This window comes from Cognatiyoonia sp. IB215182 (assembly GCF_033963905.1).
Lineage (GTDB): Bacteria > Pseudomonadota > Alphaproteobacteria > Rhodobacterales > Rhodobacteraceae > Yoonia.
Map to the genome: position 1 here is coordinate 88,676 of NZ_JAXBMB010000004.1, position 15,206 is coordinate 103,881.

Annotated in this window: 16 protein-coding genes; 7 read left to right on the top strand and 9 right to left on the bottom strand. The window is 60.2% G+C overall.

What is annotated here, in order from left to right; translation table 11 throughout:
• Positions 1–43: 43 nt before the first annotated feature.
• Together mdoH and SLH47_RS09115 are read left to right on the top strand one after the other, a co-directional pair.
• Positions 44–1,615, top strand: coding sequence for a glucans biosynthesis glucosyltransferase MdoH (gene mdoH / locus SLH47_RS09110; RefSeq protein WP_320239172.1), 1,572 nt, complete (start codon positions 44–46; stop codon positions 1,613–1,615).
• Positions 1,612–3,117, top strand: a complete 1,506-nt coding sequence (locus SLH47_RS09115; protein ID WP_320239173.1) for a glucan biosynthesis protein G — start codon at positions 1,612–1,614, stop codon at positions 3,115–3,117. Before mdoH ends, SLH47_RS09115 begins: the two co-directional genes overlap by 4 nt.
• A gap of 11 nt (positions 3,118–3,128) precedes the next feature.
• Here the strand turns inward: SLH47_RS09115 and SLH47_RS09120 are convergent, their stop codons facing one another.
• Positions 3,129–3,869, bottom strand: coding sequence for an endonuclease/exonuclease/phosphatase family protein (locus SLH47_RS09120; RefSeq protein WP_320239174.1), 741 nt, complete (start codon positions 3,867–3,869; stop codon positions 3,129–3,131).
• A gap of 126 nt (positions 3,870–3,995) precedes the next feature.
• Between SLH47_RS09120 and SLH47_RS09125 the strand changes: the two genes are divergently transcribed.
• The 5 genes from SLH47_RS09125 to SLH47_RS09145 all read left to right on the top strand — a co-directional run bounded on the left by SLH47_RS09125 (position 3,996) and on the right by SLH47_RS09145 (position 8,102).
• Positions 3,996–4,391 carry a 6-carboxytetrahydropterin synthase gene (locus SLH47_RS09125; RefSeq protein ID WP_320239175.1) on the top strand — a complete coding sequence of 132 codons (396 nt, stop codon included), beginning with the start codon at positions 3,996–3,998 and terminating at the stop codon, positions 4,389–4,391.
• 1 nt (position 4,392) lies between these two features.
• Positions 4,393–5,154: a class I SAM-dependent methyltransferase gene (locus SLH47_RS09130; RefSeq protein ID WP_320239176.1), complete on the top strand. Its 762-nt coding sequence runs from the start codon at positions 4,393–4,395 to the stop codon at positions 5,152–5,154.
• Between the two features lie 90 nt (positions 5,155–5,244).
• Positions 5,245–6,006 (top strand): RibD family protein, encoded by a 762-nt coding sequence (locus tag SLH47_RS09135; protein WP_320239177.1) that lies wholly within the window; start codon positions 5,245–5,247, stop codon positions 6,004–6,006.
• Between the two features lie 102 nt (positions 6,007–6,108).
• Entirely contained in the window at positions 6,109–7,149 is a 1,041-nt protein-coding gene (gene ribA, locus SLH47_RS09140) for a GTP cyclohydrolase II (RefSeq protein WP_320239513.1), read from the top strand.
• The gene (locus tag SLH47_RS09145) at positions 7,146–8,102 is read left to right on the top strand and encodes a zinc-binding alcohol dehydrogenase (protein WP_320239178.1); all 957 of its coding nucleotides are present in this window, start codon (positions 7,146–7,148) and stop codon (positions 8,100–8,102) included. Before ribA ends, SLH47_RS09145 begins: the two co-directional genes overlap by 4 nt.
• Here the strand turns inward: SLH47_RS09145 and SLH47_RS09150 are convergent.
• The 8 genes from SLH47_RS09150 to SLH47_RS09185 form a co-directional block, all read right to left on the bottom strand.
• Positions 8,099–8,665, bottom strand: coding sequence for a cytochrome b (locus tag SLH47_RS09150; protein ID WP_320239179.1), 567 nt, complete (start codon positions 8,663–8,665; stop codon positions 8,099–8,101). The two genes, SLH47_RS09145 and SLH47_RS09150, sit on opposite strands and share 4 nt — an antisense overlap.
• Positions 8,666–8,788: 123 nt before the next feature.
• A complete protein-coding gene (locus SLH47_RS09155; protein ID WP_320239180.1) occupies positions 8,789–9,604 on the bottom strand; it encodes a sugar phosphate isomerase/epimerase family protein in 816 nt (271 codons plus the stop codon).
• Positions 9,567–10,802, bottom strand: coding sequence for an MFS transporter (locus SLH47_RS09160; protein WP_320239181.1), 1,236 nt, complete (start codon positions 10,800–10,802; stop codon positions 9,567–9,569). The genes SLH47_RS09155 and SLH47_RS09160 overlap by 38 nt, the downstream gene beginning before the upstream one ends.
• Positions 10,799–12,010: an alpha-D-ribose 1-methylphosphonate 5-triphosphate diphosphatase gene (locus SLH47_RS09165; protein ID WP_320239182.1), complete on the bottom strand. Its 1,212-nt coding sequence runs from the start codon at positions 12,008–12,010 to the stop codon at positions 10,799–10,801. Before SLH47_RS09165 ends, SLH47_RS09160 begins: the two co-directional genes overlap by 4 nt.
• Positions 12,010–12,654, bottom strand: a complete 645-nt coding sequence (locus SLH47_RS09170; protein ID WP_320239183.1) for a class I SAM-dependent methyltransferase — start codon at positions 12,652–12,654, stop codon at positions 12,010–12,012. The genes SLH47_RS09165 and SLH47_RS09170 overlap by 1 nt, the downstream gene beginning before the upstream one ends.
• Positions 12,651–13,457, bottom strand: coding sequence for a phosphonate ABC transporter, permease protein PhnE (gene phnE / locus SLH47_RS09175; RefSeq protein WP_320239184.1), 807 nt, complete (start codon positions 13,455–13,457; stop codon positions 12,651–12,653). Before phnE ends, SLH47_RS09170 begins: the two co-directional genes overlap by 4 nt.
• On the bottom strand, positions 13,450–14,262 hold the full coding sequence (locus SLH47_RS09180; RefSeq protein ID WP_320239185.1) for a phosphonate ABC transporter ATP-binding protein: 813 nt from the start codon (positions 14,260–14,262) through the stop codon (positions 13,450–13,452). Before SLH47_RS09180 ends, phnE begins: the two co-directional genes overlap by 8 nt.
• On the bottom strand, positions 14,255–15,124 hold the full coding sequence (locus SLH47_RS09185; RefSeq protein ID WP_320239186.1) for a PhnD/SsuA/transferrin family substrate-binding protein: 870 nt from the start codon (positions 15,122–15,124) through the stop codon (positions 14,255–14,257). The genes SLH47_RS09180 and SLH47_RS09185 overlap by 8 nt, the downstream gene beginning before the upstream one ends.
• Positions 15,125–15,206: the final 82 nt, after the last annotated feature.

Genomic DNA, 15,206 nt, shown 5'->3' on the forward strand with positions numbered 1-15,206 from the left:
TCTGGCGCACTGACAAAGGACAGAGTGATCAGAGGATTTGAACGTGTCGGTTGTCGAACACATCACCAAAGCGCCACTTGATGCACGCAGTCTGCGTATTTCGCCACGGTTTGCGTTTATCGGGCTGAACTTCGCAATCGCGTTGGCAGTCTTCGCGGCCTTCGTCCTCTCGGTTGATCACTGGAATGCGGCGGCTGTTCTGATTTCGCTTCTGACGTTGATCAATGCGATCTGGATTTCGGGCGGAGCCGCGACTGCGATTTTGGGCCTCTTTGTCCCTACCAAACGCAAGATTGCAGCACCTGCGACGTGGCAGCCGCAAGGCAAGACGGCGGTCCTGATCACGCTTTGCGGCGAAGCACCCGCGCCGGTTGCCACTTATCTGCAGGGTTTTGCCAGTTCTCTCTCCAAGGCTGATCTGACCCGCCAAACGGAGGTTTTTGTCCTATCTGATACGCGCGGTGACGAACGCATCCGGATGGAAGAGGACGCACTGCGGCCCCTCATTGATGCGGGGCTTGTCACCTATCGGCGCAGGCAGGTGAACACAGGCAAAAAGCCCGGCAACATCGCTAACTGGATGAATGCCCACGGGGAGCGTTTCACCTATATGGTCGTCAAAGATGCCGACAGCCGCATGACTGCCGGCAGTATCAAAGAGATGATCTGGCGGATGGAGCAAAAGCCCCGCCTTGGCCTTTTGCAGGCTGGCATCGCGCTGATCCCCGCTCGCACCCGTTTCGGCAAACACCAGCGCATTGCATCGCGGCTTCTGGCGCGCAACTTTGGCCGGGGCTTTGCGGCCTGGGCGGGTAACACGGCGAATTACTGGGGGCATAACGCGATCATCCGGGTCGCCGCATTCCGCGAGGCAGTCCCGCTGCCTCAGCTATCGGGTACTGCGCCGCTCGGCGGTGCGATACTCAGCCATGATTTTGTCGAGGCGGCCTGGATGCGCCGAGCCGGATGGGACATTGAAGTCGCCCCAGACATCGAGGGTAGCGCCGAAGACGCACCGCAGACACTTGGCGAATATTTCCGCCGGGACCGGCGGTGGTGCCAGGGCAATCTGCAGCATTTGCGTCTTGTAGGCCAACCGGGCCTGCATTGGCTCAGCCGGTTTCACTTTGTCACCGGGATTTTCAGCTATATCGCGGCGCCGATCTGGCTACTTCTGGTGGCGCTTCTCAGCACTGGCGCCGTCTCGGTATCGGGTTTTGCGCCGGTTCTCTTGGTGGCATCGGCCTTGCTGGCGCCAAAGATCTGCGCGCTGATCGACCTGTTGCCAAGGGCCCGGACTTGGGCGCGCCGCGCAGTGATCTTGCGGGCATCTCTGGCGGAACTTGTTGTCTCTGCGCTGATCGCCCCCTTGATCCTGTTGCGTCACGCCATGGCCGTCTTTTCGATCCTGATGGGCCGGGATTGTGGTTGGAAGTCGGGGCGACAAGCCCGCCTGCATATCCCGTCTGGCTGGGTCGAATGCGGCGTCGGGTTGCTCATTTTCACCTTTGCGCTGACAAGCGGTATCGCCGGCGCGCCATGGCTGGCATTGATCTATCTGCCGCTGATGAGCGCGCCAGTTCTTGTACCTTCAATGGATCGGATAGTGTCATGAAACGTCGTACATTTCTCAAAGGCACTGCCGCAATCATTGCGTTGGGGACGCAGCAGGCGATGGCGCAGGACGCCACCGATCTGTCCTTGCTGGAAGCGGCGCGCGTGCTGCGCGACCAGCCTTATGTGCCCAACACCACCCCGCTTGCGGCACCTTTCGCCGATCTCGACTATGATGCCTTCCGCGGCATCCGCCCGATTGAGGGTGTCACCGCCGGTTTGCCGCATGGAGACCGGTTTGCGGTCGACTTGCTCCCGCCCGGTCTTTACTTTCCCGATCCAGTCAAAGTGGATCGCGTGACGACTGACGGGCTGCACGAGATTGCCTTCAGTCCGCAGGTTTTCAGCTACGAGCCGCGCTATTTCGACGATATCCCCGAAACCAGCCCCGGTGCCGGGTTTACGGGGATGCGCCTGCGCTATCCGTTGAATGCCCCGGACCGCATGGATGAGGTGCTGGTCATGCAGGGCGCGAGCTATTTTCGCGCGATTGGCGAGGCGATGGTTTATGGCCTCTCCGCCCGTACGGTGGCGGTTGGCACTGGCGGGCCAGAGGCCGAGGAATTCCCGCGCTTTGTGCAGCTGCGCCTGCATCCTGCTGATGGGGATGCAGTGCGGGTAGAAGGCGTGATCGACAGCCCCTCACTGACGGGGCATCTCGACATGACGCTTTATCCGGGCCGAAATACGGAGATGGAGATTTCCACAACGATTTTCCCACGAGTGGACATCGCCGATATCGGGATTGCGCCGCTGACATCGATGTACCTGAAGGGGCCGATGCTGTCGGCTGTGTCCGACGATTTCCGCCCGCGCGTGCATGACAGCGATGCGCTGGTGATCCAGAATGGTGCTGGCGAGCATCTCTGGCGGCCCATTGCCAACCCGCGCAATGTGGAGACTTCGGCCTTCGGGGATGTATCGCCCAAATCCTTTGGCCTCTATCAGACGGCGCGGCGTTACGAGGATTTTCAGGACACCGAGGCCCGTTATCATGACCGCCCCTCTGCCAAGGTGACACCGCAAGGTGATTGGGGTGCCGGTGCCGTGATGCTTGTGGAACTGCCCACAGGCGATGAGTTCATGGATAATATCGTCGCCTTCTGGCGTCCGCAGAATGCTTTGCTGGCGGGCCAGGAATACCGCTTTGACTACCGCTTGACATGGACCCGTGATCAACCGGATCTAGGACATCTGCCCGCCATCTTGCAGGCGCGCAGCGGGCGCGAGCACAATCGCCCCGGTTTTCGGCGCTATGTCATCGACGTGGCTGCGCCTGCTGATGATACGATGCTCGTAGCCTCCACCAACGACGGAGCCGAGATGACCGGGGAGAGCACATTTGCCTTGCCAGGTCAGAGCGCCACGCGCCTGACATTCCTGTTCTCACCCGGCGACCTGCAGTCTGCCGAAATCCGCGTGAGCCTGCGTGGTTCCGACGGCACCCCGCTGAGCCCTGTCTGGCTGCACCGCTGGACGCCCGCGCGGGACGGGGGCGTGTGATGAGGCGCGTTTCAAACCGGCAGTGCGACTTCCGCGAAAAGCGGGCGGTGGTCCGAGGCCATGCGAATGCCCGGGCCGCCCAACACGCGCGTCGTCTGGACCCTCGCCGGGTCGGTGGCAAGCACGCGGTCAAGTGGCAGGAATGGGCGCGAGATCGGGAAGGTTGCCTTGGCCGGCCCTTTGAACGCACTCCCCAGCAGGCGCGGCGAGAGGGCCAAACCGCCCCAAGGACGCCATTCGTTGAGATCGCCAACCAGTATCGCAGGCATTGGCGTTTGCCGGAAGACATGCTGACTGATCGTACGCAGCTGGGCCAGCCGCAGACCCTGCCACAAGGACAAATGCGTGCCGATCAGCCGGAATTGCTGCGCCCCACGCACAAGATCAACAACAACCGCCCCGCGATGACAATGCCCGGGCAGATCAACAAGCGACATCCTTTGCACCGCGATATCCGGGTGCAGGAACATGATTACACCCAAAAAACCGTGGCTACCGGTAGCCCAGCGCTGTTCAACCGCGCCATGGGCGTAGCGCAGGCCCGTCGCAGCCTCGACACCCGCAATATCCAGAAGCCCCGCATGGGGCGGGCATTCCTCGTCCGCTTCTTGCAGGATCAGGGCATCAACGCCGTCCTGCCAGACCTCATCCGCCAGCACCTGCAGGGTCCGGGCCGGATCAAAACGTCCATCATTGCCGCGACAGCGGTGAATGTTCCAGCTGATGCAGGAAAAGTTGGCGTGTTGCGCCATGATCAGGCCCCTTGGAAAACATCTCCGATCAACGCGCATCCGCCGTCGGTGCAATGATGGCGCGCAAATTACAGAAGGAAAGAGATCGTACTATGTTCAATTCAAATCAAAATGTTGGAGTGGCCCATGTTTGCCGTTGAAGTCCGAGATCACATGATGATCGCCCATTCCCTGCCATCGCCCGTCTTTGGTCCGGCGCAGGGCATGCATGGGGCCACATTTGTGGTGGATGCCGCGTTTTTTACTGAAGACCTCGATGAAAACGGGCTTGTGGTGGATATTGGCCTCGCAACCGAGGCATTGTCAGCGGCGCTCGCCCCGCTGAAGTATGCCAATCTGGACGAAATCCCGGATTTCAATGGCAAGATCACCACGACCGAATTCCTCTGCCACCATATCTGGCATCAATTGCGCGAGGCTGTGTTGAACACCGGGCTGGGCGGCGGCGGGCGCGTGCGTCGTATCAAGGTCTCGCTTGAGGAAAGCTATATTGCCCGTGGCTGGTACGAGGCGGATATTTAAGATGGGGTTTTCGGCTAACTGGCTGGCGTTGCGCGAACCTGTCGATTTGGCGGCACGCGACGATGCGCTGCTCGCACGCGCGGCGGCGTTCGCAGGGCAGGATGCTGTTGTGCTGGATCTGGGCAGCGGCACCGGGTCAACCGCGCGCGCCTTTGGCGATGTCCGTGCCACCTGGCGGTTCGTTGATGGCGATGCAGCGCTTCTAGATATCGCGCATGCGCGGCATCCAGCCTCTGAATGTGTCATGATGAACCTGCGCGACATCGATGATCTGCCGCTTGATGGGGTGAGCCTCGTGACAGCTTCGGCCCTCCTTGATCTCATGCCGACAGAGTGGATGACCCGGCTTGCGGCGCGCCTGCAAGAGGCGATGATCCCGTTTTATGCGGCACTGAACTATGACGGTGTGATGCGTTGGTCGCCCGCGCTTGATGTCGATGCCAAGATCACGCAGGCTTTCAACCAGCATCAGCAAACCGACAAGGGGATTGGCCCGGCGATGGGGCCGCAATCGGGGCAACTTGCCGCGCAAATTTTGCGTGCGCACGGGTTTGATGTGAATTTGGCTGACAGTCCGTGGCAACTTGGCGCCGCAGAAGCGGATTTGCATGACGAATTGATCACGGGCATCGCCGAGGCAGCACAGGAATGCGGCAGCCATCAGGCGCCAGACTGGGTCGCCAAACGCCGTGCAGACCTTGTGCGGTCGAACGCCGTCATTGGTCATACGGACTTGCTCGCAATCCCCCAAAAGCCGCATTGATGCGGTCAGTGTCAGAACTTTCCTGAAAAAAGGGAGAATAAAATGCAGCAGGTAGACGTAACCAAACGAGTCTGGAAAAGGATACGTGCTGTGAAATCGGGAAAATTGACGCTCGCAGCGAGCAACTGGACCCAAGCAGAGATGCAGGCAAGCGCCCTTTACGGCGCTTTGACCGCGCCTTGTGATGCACCCATCGTCTTTGCGCAAATCGGGCAATCGCTTGATGGCCGCGTCGCGACCGAGACTGGGGATGCGCAGGATGTCTCTGGCCCTGATGGGCTGGCGCACTTGCACCGGTTGCGCGCCATCGCAGATGCGGTTGTGATTGGCGTGAAGACAGCGCTCCACGACGATCCGCGCCTGACCGTGCGGCTCGCCGATGGCGACAGCCCTGCGCGCGTGGTTATTGACCCTGATGGCAGGCTTCCGAACGATGCGAAGCTCTTGCGGGATGCGTCGGTGCGCCGGATCATCATTCAGGCTGTTGATAAAGAGCGCCCAGAGGGCGTGGAGGTCATCACGCTCGACCGGGCCGACTGGATTTGCCCCAAGTCGATCCTTGCTGCGCTGACTGTGCGTGGTTTTAAGCGCATCCTAATCGAAGGTGGCGGGATCACGATTGCTCAGTTTCTTGAGGCTGATTTGCTGGACCGCCTGCATATCGCCGTTGCGCCACTCTTGATCGGATCAGGGCCGCAATCGCTCACCACATCGCCAGTCGGCACACTCGCCGCCGCGCGCAGACCAAAGATGCAAGCCTACAACCTCGGGTCGGACATCGTGTTTGACTGCGAACTGAAACCGCAAGCGCAAGTGCATGCCCGTGGCCACCTGGCCGCGATTGGTGCCTGAAGCCGACTGAAAAGGACAAGACCATTGCTTAACCACACAGCCGCAAAGGCACTTGCACCCACACCGCGTGAATTGGTCGCCCGCGCCACGGGGGACCTGCGTATGGGCTTGCCATGCCTGCTGCGCCATGCCGAAAAACAATATGTGGCCGTCGCAATTGAGACGCTTGACCCCGCACGGTTCGACGCATTGATGGCACGTTTTGGCACCCCGGAACTGGTCATCACACCGCGCCGTGCCGCGACCGTGATGACAGCGGCGGCGGCATCGAACATCGCCGAACAACCGGTACGCATCCGTCCGCCAGAAAATGCGGAGCTTGGTTGGTACACGCGATTGGCCGACACGCAATTCGACAAACCCGGCGCGCTCCTTGGCCCGCTGCATGTTGTGCGGCAGGGGGACGATACAATTCCGCGACTGGCGGTCCAGCTGGTCAAGATGGGCGAACTGCTCCCCGCCGCCCTGCTGTTTGATGCAGGTGGTGACCCGCTTCACGGTCTGTCACTGATCCCGTTGGAGGCGCATGTCGCCCTGCAACACCTGGCCCATGCACCAGCGCTGGCACCTGTCGCGGCGGCCTCCCTGCCGCTTGAGGCGCATGATACGACCCAGCTTCATGTATTCCGCGATCCCAATGGCCGGGCGGAGCATTACGCGATTGAAATCGGATATCCTGATAGGTCGAAGCCTGTTCTCTCACGTCTGCATTCGGCCTGCTTCACGGGCGACGTCCTTGGCAGTTTGAAATGCGATTGTGGCCCGCAATTGCAGGCGGCCCTGGCGCAGATGGGCGCTGAAGGGTCGGGCGTGCTGCTCTATCTCAACCAGGAAGGACGCGGGATTGGTCTGGCCAACAAGATGCGGGTCTATGACCTGCAATCGCAGGGCTTTGACACGGTTGAGGCCAACCATCGGCTGGGGTTTGAGGATGATGAGCGCGATTTCCGGGTCGGTGCCAGCATGTTGCGCACCCTCGGCTTTCACAATGTCCGCTTGCTGACGAACAACCCTGCCAAGGTCGGCGTCTTCGCGGCGAACGGTATCACCATTACCGAGCAAGTGCCGCTGCGCGTGGGGCGGAATGTGCACAATCAGAACTATCTGTCAGTCAAGGCTTTGAAATCGGGTCATTTGTTGTGAGGCAGCCCCAAGCCCTTTGGATCACGGGGCCAGAGCAGGTGGAGGTCAGGGATGTTGTCCCTGACCTCCAACCCGATCATGTTACGGTCCGGACACTGTTTTCCGGCATCAGTCGCGGCACCGAACGGCTCGTCTATCGCGGACAGGTTCCGGTCAGCGAGCACGACACGATGCGCGCGCCGTTTCAGGAGGGCGCGTTCACCTTTCCGGTGAAGTACGGCTATGCCGCCGTCGGTGAAATTGAGACAGGACCGAGAGCCGGAGAAAGGGTATTCGCCCTGTTCCCGCACCAGACGCGATTTGTGATCCCTGAAGAGGCGTCAGTCCGCGTGCCCGCTGATGTGCCAGCCGCGCGTGCGATACTTGCGGCAAACATGGAAACGGCCCTGAATATCACCTGGGATGCGGGGATCAGTATCGGTGATCGGGTTGTGGTGATTGGCTGCGGGGTCGTTGGAGCCTTGGTGGGTTATCTCGCCGCGCGGATTGTCGGAACCGAGGTGATACTGGCCGACATTGACACCAAGAAACGAAATCTGGCCGAGGCGCTGGGCTGTACATTCGCTTTGCCGGGGGAAATCGAAGAGGGCGCCGACGTGATCGTGCATGCCTCAGCCAGCGGCGCCGGACTTGCTAGGGCCATCGGCGTTGCAGGGATCGAGGCCAGAATTGTCGAGGCAAGCTGGTACGGGACCCAAAGCGTCGAAACACCCCTTGGTGGGCGGTTTCATCAGCGCCGTTTACAACTGATTAGCTCGCAGGTGGGCCGCATCCCCGCCAATCATGCCGCCCGTTGGACCTATCGCCGCCGACTTGGCAAAGCATTGTCTCTGCTGACCGATCCCTGCCTTGACGCTCTGATCTCGGGCGAAACTGCGTTTGACGGTTTAGCAGAGGATTATGGCGACATCCTCAACGATCCGGCAACGCTCTGCCACCGGATCCGCTACTAGGATTTGCGCTGTGGCAGCATGCGTCGCAGCAATCCGTCTTTCATAAAGAACTGATGGCGGAACACCACGAACAGATGCCCAAGTACCGCCGCCGCCAGCACGTAGCCTGAGACGATGTGTATCCACTTGGCGATGAACGCGATGCTTTCGATCTTGCCAATCGGGTTCGGCATCCGCCAGACCTCAAAAAGGTGCACCCCAAAACCACCCGCCATCACGTAGAAATACCCGCTGATCGGCATGACGAACATAGCGAGATAGAGAAGCTGCTCGGCACGGTGAATGAAGGTTTTTTCACCCGTCGTGAGCGTCGGCGCCCATCCGGGCAGCTGACCGACCTGACGGTTTAGCAATCGCAAAATCGCAATGGCAAGCGCGACAAGGCCAATCGACTTGTGCCAGTTGTAGTAGTTGTTCTGGTTGAGCCCAGCGACAATGTCACCCCGCTCCATCCCGGTCATGACATTGCCGCTGAAATACTGCCAAGCAAACATCACCACGATCAGCCAGTGAAATATCTTGGTAAACGACCCGTAACGTTCACTGGTATTGATCAGCGCCATGCGTTGAACCCCTCTCTGGCTTGATGTCAGTCGGCAACTGTAGCTACCAGCTTTGCTTATAGCGGCCATGGCGAATAAAAGAACAGATATTTCAGGTATCTAGGCCACAAACGATCAAGTTGATCAGCAGGCCAGACCAAGGCCCTCCAGATAAGCAAAACCGCGCGGGATGTCTGATTTGTTGCGCAGTTCGAGCACCAGATGCGGCGCGCTTTGGCAATCGGCCAGCGCCTCAAAGACGGCGCGCCAATGGATTTCACCATCACCTGGGGCCCAGTGCCGGTCGGCATGGCCGTCAAGGTCTTGCAGATGAACATGCTGCAACTGATCGCCTGCGTCGCGGACGAAGTAATCCACCGGCGGAGCGCCTGACATGCGCCGCGCCAGATGGGCGTGACCGGTATCGATGGAGACCGCGATGGCCTCTGACCCAAAGCTGTCGATCATCGCGCGTCGCCGCGAGGGGTCTACATCCAGAATGTTCTCGATCACCAAGGTCACCCCAAGCTCTTCGGCCTTTTTCACCACCGGCACCATGACCGCATGGATCCGTTCAAGCACCCCGTCGGCGTAACCCGGATAATTGTGCAGGTTGTTTTCATACCAAAGATCGTAAGGCGAATGCATCACCATCTGCCGGGCGCCGATGCGGTCAGCGGCCTCAAGCGACTTGAGAAAGCGCGCGGTGATCAGGCCGCGCAATTCCGGGTCTTTGTTGTCCATATCCAGACCATCAAAGGGTCCATGCATGCCAACGCGACCCTGATGACCGTCAAGTGCGGCCTTTGTGGTCGCGATGCGATCCTCAAATTCGGTGGTCAGCGCCGCATGGCTGAAGAATTCCTGTATCTCGATGTCGCGATCAGCATCGAAAAGCCAGTCGCGGTGATCGGCAATCTCACTAGCCGTCAGGCAGGCACCGATTTTCAGCGGGGTCATCGTGCAGTCTCCTTGGATCCGGGATCAGGGCATAGGTGGCCATTGCAACAATCAGGCAAAGGGTCATGGCAAAAAAGCTCCACCAGCCGCCAAAGGCTTGCGTCAGCCAGGCAAAGACAAAGGGGGCCGAAGCGTTCACGCCCATCGACAGAAACGAAATCCAGCCGAGCCTGGCGCCATAGCCACGCTGTCCGAATAGCGCGAGCGGCAGCGTACCCCGGGCAATGGTCTTGATCCCGTCGCCCATGCCGTAAAGGGCGGCGGCCAGCATGATCCCCGGTACCGTGAAGCCCACGACCAGCAGCGTGACAAACCCTGCCAGCATCAGCCCCATGGCCAGGATGTAGGTGACGAGCGGATACATGTTGCGGCTCAGCACCATCTCGAAAAACCGGCCCACGGTCTTGAACGGACCGATGACAGCGCCCGCGATAGCGGCAAGCGCTGCGCTATGCCCTAGATCCTGTACATTCGTGACCCACAAGGTCATGACTGCGCCAATCAGGTAGCCTGAGAAAAGAAACGACACGACCATCCACAACATACCGCGCTTACGCGCTTTGCCCTGCAGTTCTGGCCAATCAACACTTGCGGCCTGCTTAGGCGCGTCAAGGTCGCGCAACGGGCCGCGGAGCCCGTAGTAGTGCAAAGGGACAGAGATCAGAAGCGTCGCGATGCCGAGGATGACCCACGACACCTCCCATCCAAAGCGGGTGTAGAGCCACAACGTGAGCGGCCAGAAGATGGTCGATGCGACGCCGCCAAAAAGCGTGATGATCGAGATCGAGCGTTGGGTAGGAACCCTCAGGTCAAGGCGCGCGATAGCGGCAAATGCGACGTTGTAAAGCACGCACATGGCGGCGGCCTCGGCCAGCAGGATCGCGAAGAACAATCCGTAGGGGCCAGTGACAAAAGAGAGCAGGATCAGCGCTATTCCAGCCACAAGCGAGCCGACCGTCATTACCAACCGCCCGCCGAACTGATCGGTCCAGCGCCCGGCAAGCGGGGCCAGCGCGCCGCCGAAGAAAAGGCCCAGCGACAGGATGCCAAAAATGGCGGTCAGGCTCAGCCCCAGATCGTCGGCCATCTCTGGCAGCAGGATCGCATAGGCGTAGTAAAGCGCGCCGTAACCCATGATCTGCGTGATGCCTAGCGCGATGGCGGGGCGGTAATCAGGGTTGAGCGGCCAAAGCCTCACGCCGCCGGCAGCCCGCGATAGGCGCAGCGGCCCGCAACCCAGGTGCCGCGGATGGCGGGGCGTTGGCCTGCGGGCCAGTCCACCAGTACCAGATCCGCGCGTTTGCCGACTTCGATGCGTCCTCGGTCATTCAGCCCCATGGACCGGGCCGGACCTTCGGAGACAAGTGACCAGATTGCGTGCCTTTCCGCCCGCCTCTCGGCGTCCAGTTTGGCGACTGCCGCCAGCATCGCGGGATAGTAATAGTCCGAGGCCAGCGCATCGCACAGTCCGGCCTCAACCATATCGCCCGCGCCGAGGGATCCGATATGGCTGCCGCCCCGCGCGGCATTGGGGGCGCCAAAGATGATTGTATCGCCGCTCTCCCGCGCCGCCTCTGCCGCGGCGAGGACCATGGGAAATTCGGCCACTTGTGCGCCCAGATCACGGAAATACGCTCGGGTTTCGGCGCGCGTATCATCGTGGCTGAGCATCGGGGCACCCGCCTGTTTCCCGGCCTCGGCCACTTTGGCGATGGCCTGCGGCACGTCACCGCGCCGGTCCCAGACATTGCGCAAAAGATCGAGATAAGTGTCTTCATCAAGCCCGGCCCGCTTCGCATGCCCTGCCGTGCGTTGCCGCAGGCGGTCATCGTCAAGCGACGCCGTTGTGAAATCGGGGCTATGCTCAAACGCGCGATCCTGAATGGCCGTATCAAAGGCGCGCATCGTCATTGAGGTGTGATCGTTGAAGGCGATCGACGGAGTCAGCGGGGCCTGCAAGGCCCGTTCGATTGTCGCGAATGCTTCGTCAAATGCAAAGGTCTCCCACCGCAATTGCACACGGTTCTCAACGGTGAGGCGCGGGGCCAGATCAACCAGCGCTTCGATGAACGCCGCCCCGCGTGCGACAGCGCGTAATCCCGGCTCCCACCCGAGCGTCACCGCATGATAGGCCGTCGCAATCCCGTTGGCCGCCAACTGCCTGTCCGTGTCAAAGACGGCGACATCAATAGGAAAAAACGTATTGGGGCGCGGCATCAATTGTCGCTCGAACGCGTCGCCATGCACATCGATCAGCGCGGGCGCCAGGATCCGGCCGGTTGCGTCAATGACCTCTCCCTGTTCAGGCCCGCCGACCTCAACAATCTGCCCGCCCGCAACAGTCACGTTTGTTTCGACGATCTGATCGGGCAGATAGACCGTCGCACCCCGAAATGTGAATTCCATCAAAGCCGTTCCAGTACCAGATGCCAGTGCCACGAGCCTGGCTTTTCATGTTCCTGATCTTTCAGGCGCAAGACCTCAAAGCCAGCGAAAAGCGCAAGCAGCTCTGCCGCATTGCAGAAATAATGCGGGTGGATCTTGTCCGTACCCGGCGCGTCAAAGACCCAGGCATTGCGGCTGATCTCGCGTCCGGGATGTTTTGCCTTTTCGTGCGGCAACCGGCGTTTGGACAGCATCGTACCCAGATAGGTGCCACCCGGTTTCAGCACGCGGCGGATTTCAGCGATGGTGCGCAGCAGGATATCCTCATCCCCGTGATAGATCACATTCCAGCTGAGCACATGGTCAAAGCTGGCATCCTCAAACGGCAATTGGTGCATGCGCGCCTCGACGGTTTCGACGCTGCCGAACCGCGCAATTTCGGCGAGGCCTTCGGGTGCAGCATCCAGCGCCATGACCTGATGCCCGCGCTCAGCCAGCCAAAGCGCATGCCGCCCGACACCGGCGCCAAGGTCCAGAACGCGCGATCCGGGCGCAAGCGCTTCGGCCCATGTCGTCACATCCGGTTCAGGCTTCAGCCACTTGCTGCCAGCTTCGATATTGGCCCATTGATCGTTCCAATGGGCGTCGGCGGTATCCGTTTTCAACGCTGCTCTCCGATGATTTTTGTGCGGGCCCAGCCGCTGAGTTGTTCGATGGCGATGACCACGACAGCGATCATCAAGATCACGGTCATCGCGGTGGGATAGTCGAAAAGATCGAAGCCTACTTTGAGTTCAATGCCGATACCGCCCGCGCCCACAAGGCCAAGTATAGTGGACGAGCGCACCGCTTTTTCCAGAGCGAAAAGCGAGGTGGAGATGAAGGCAGGCATGGCTGCGGGGATCGTTGCACAGGCCACAACGTCGATTTTGCGCGCGCCGGTGGCGGTCAGGCTTTCGGCTGGGCCTTTGTCGGTCCCTTCCATATCGTCCGCAAAGAAGCGGCCGCAAAAGCCGATTGTGTCAACGGCAATGGCCAGCATGCCCGCGAAAGGCCCAAGTCCGACGGCGACGACAAAGACTAAGGCCCAGGCGATATCCGGCACCGCACGGATGAAGCCAAGGATGTTGCGCACAATTTGATTGACCCAAACACCCGCGATCAGCCCGCGTGCAGCCAATAGGGCGACAGGTATCGACAGGATCACCCCGATCACCGCACCAGCAACGGCGATCTGCAAGGTTTCCACCATCTTCCATCCCAGCCGGACCAGCGTCTGCGGATCGGTATTGGGCGGAAAGGCGCGATCCAGAAAATCGCCAAAGCGCGGCGGGGCGGTGGCCATCTTCTCAAGCGAGAACCCGGCACCGGCAAGGCACCAAACGATCAGCGTCAGCCCAAGCACATAGCCAATAAAGGCAAAAGCAGAGGGGCGTTCGATCCGGGTAGGTGCGGCAAGGCTAGTCATAAAGCCCTCGCAGATCTGACGCGCTGAGCGACGCGGCAGTGGCGTCCAACATGATCGACCCCTCCGCAAGGCCCAGCACGCGGTCCCCATAATGCAAGGCATGTTCGATATTGTGCGAGGTGAAGACAACGGTGACGCCTTCGTCGCGCGCCAGCTTAAAGAACAACTCCATCACATCTTCGCCCGCCGCAGGGTCGAGCGAGGCGCAGGGTTCATCGGCGACCAGCACTTCCGGGTTGCCCACGATGGCACGGGCGATAGCCACCCGCTGCGACTGACCGCCAGACAGCCGGTCGGCCCGCCTCATGGCGAAATCACTCAAGCCCACTTTCTCCAGCGCGCGCATCGCCGCATCGCGCGAGGCAGCGGGGGCGAAAACATGGCTCCAATGCCGCACACCCGGATTGCGTCCCAACAGGCCATGGCAGACATTGGACAGAACGTTCAGCCGGGGCACCAAGTTGTGCTTTTGCGAAACCAGCCCAATCCGGGCGCGCAGGCTGCGCATCGCCTTGCCGTGCAGGCCGCTCGTGTCCTGACCCAGCAGCACGACTTTGCCGTCACTCACGGGGATCAGCCCCATCAGGCAACGCAGCAGCGTAGATTTTCCCGTGCCGTTGGCGCCCACAAGGGCGACGGCCTCACCCCGCGCCAGACGAAAACTGACATCCGAGAATATGCGAGTCTCACCAAAGGATTTGGCAATCCTCTCCGCTGCGATATCAACGGCAGGCACCGGGAAGCTGACCTCCCCGGCCACCACGGGCCGCGCAGGCGCGACCGTCTTTTCTAGCAGATCAGTCACCGATGAAGTTGTCGAACTGCGGGTAACCTGCATTGCTGTACATGGAGCGCACATAATCATAGGCGCTGTCCTCGATGGCCACGAGGTCCATGCCGACATACTTGTCGTTCTCTTCATGCGCGGTGATGCCCGCGATGATCGCCTCCTTGTTTTCAAGGATCGCGGTTTGGACCAGCTGCGCTGCTTCCTCGGGCACGTGAGCGCCCACCATGATCATGTCGTTGGGCAGGTCACCCGAACGGCCGATCATCTTGAAGAAGCCGTAGGGCAGGTCGGTTTCCGCATTACGCACATTCAGCCAGCTGCCCGCGTTCGACCCGATCGCGTCAACTTCGCCGTTCTTCAGCGCCTCATGGGCGATGTTGCGGCTGGTGTGGATTTTTTCGATGTCGTTGACGGGGTCCACGCCATGATCGGCGAGAACCTGCATCGGGCACAGCATGTTCGACGTTGATCCGATATCACCAAAGGCAACCGTCTTGCCAACAAGGTCCTGCATCGTGTTGATACCGCTATCGGCGCGGGTGATGATGGCGCAATGATAGTCGGGACGGCCCAGTCCGATCAGGGGTGTGGCATCGGTCAGCTTGTTGATCACAACATATTCGGCCGGGCCGGAGACGACGAAATCAACCGTTTCGCCGCGCAATGCCTCGGCTGCAGCGGTGCGTGAGTTGACGGCATAGAATTCAAACGTCTCGCCTGTCGCGGCTTCCAACGCGTCCTTGAACGGACCCCATTCAAGTTGCAACCGCTCCATCCCTTCCACATCGGTCACCGCAATTGACCACGTGTCGGCCAGAGCAGCGACAGTGGATGCGGTTGCAAAACCCAGGCCCAGAACAATAGATTTGAATTTCATGACAGCCTCCATTGAAAATTCATTCGAATGAATCATCTTAGGTGTGGCAGTCGAGCGAAGCTTTTGTGAAACATTTGTGAAG

Coding starts and splice junctions, on each gene's coding strand:
- SLH47_RS09115 (WP_320239173.1), top strand. CDS start 1,612: ATGAAACGTCGTACATTTCTCAAAGGCACTGCCGCAATCATTGCGTTG.
- SLH47_RS09120 (WP_320239174.1), bottom strand. CDS start 3,869: ATGGCGCAACACGCCAACTTTTCCTGCATCAGCTGGAACATTCACCGC.
- SLH47_RS09125 (WP_320239175.1), top strand. CDS start 3,996: ATGTTTGCCGTTGAAGTCCGAGATCACATGATGATCGCCCATTCCCTG.
- SLH47_RS09130 (WP_320239176.1), top strand. CDS start 4,393: ATGGGGTTTTCGGCTAACTGGCTGGCGTTGCGCGAACCTGTCGATTTG.
- ribA (WP_320239513.1), top strand. CDS start 6,109: ATGGGCTTGCCATGCCTGCTGCGCCATGCCGAAAAACAATATGTGGCC.
- SLH47_RS09150 (WP_320239179.1), bottom strand. CDS start 8,665: ATGGCGCTGATCAATACCAGTGAACGTTACGGGTCGTTTACCAAGATA.
- SLH47_RS09155 (WP_320239180.1), bottom strand. CDS start 9,604: ATGACCCCGCTGAAAATCGGTGCCTGCCTGACGGCTAGTGAGATTGCC.
- SLH47_RS09165 (WP_320239182.1), bottom strand. CDS start 12,010: ATGGAATTCACATTTCGGGGTGCGACGGTCTATCTGCCCGATCAGATC.
- phnE (WP_320239184.1), bottom strand. CDS start 13,457: ATGACTAGCCTTGCCGCACCTACCCGGATCGAACGCCCCTCTGCTTTT.
- SLH47_RS09185 (WP_320239186.1), bottom strand. CDS start 15,124: ATGAAATTCAAATCTATTGTTCTGGGCCTGGGTTTTGCAACCGCATCC.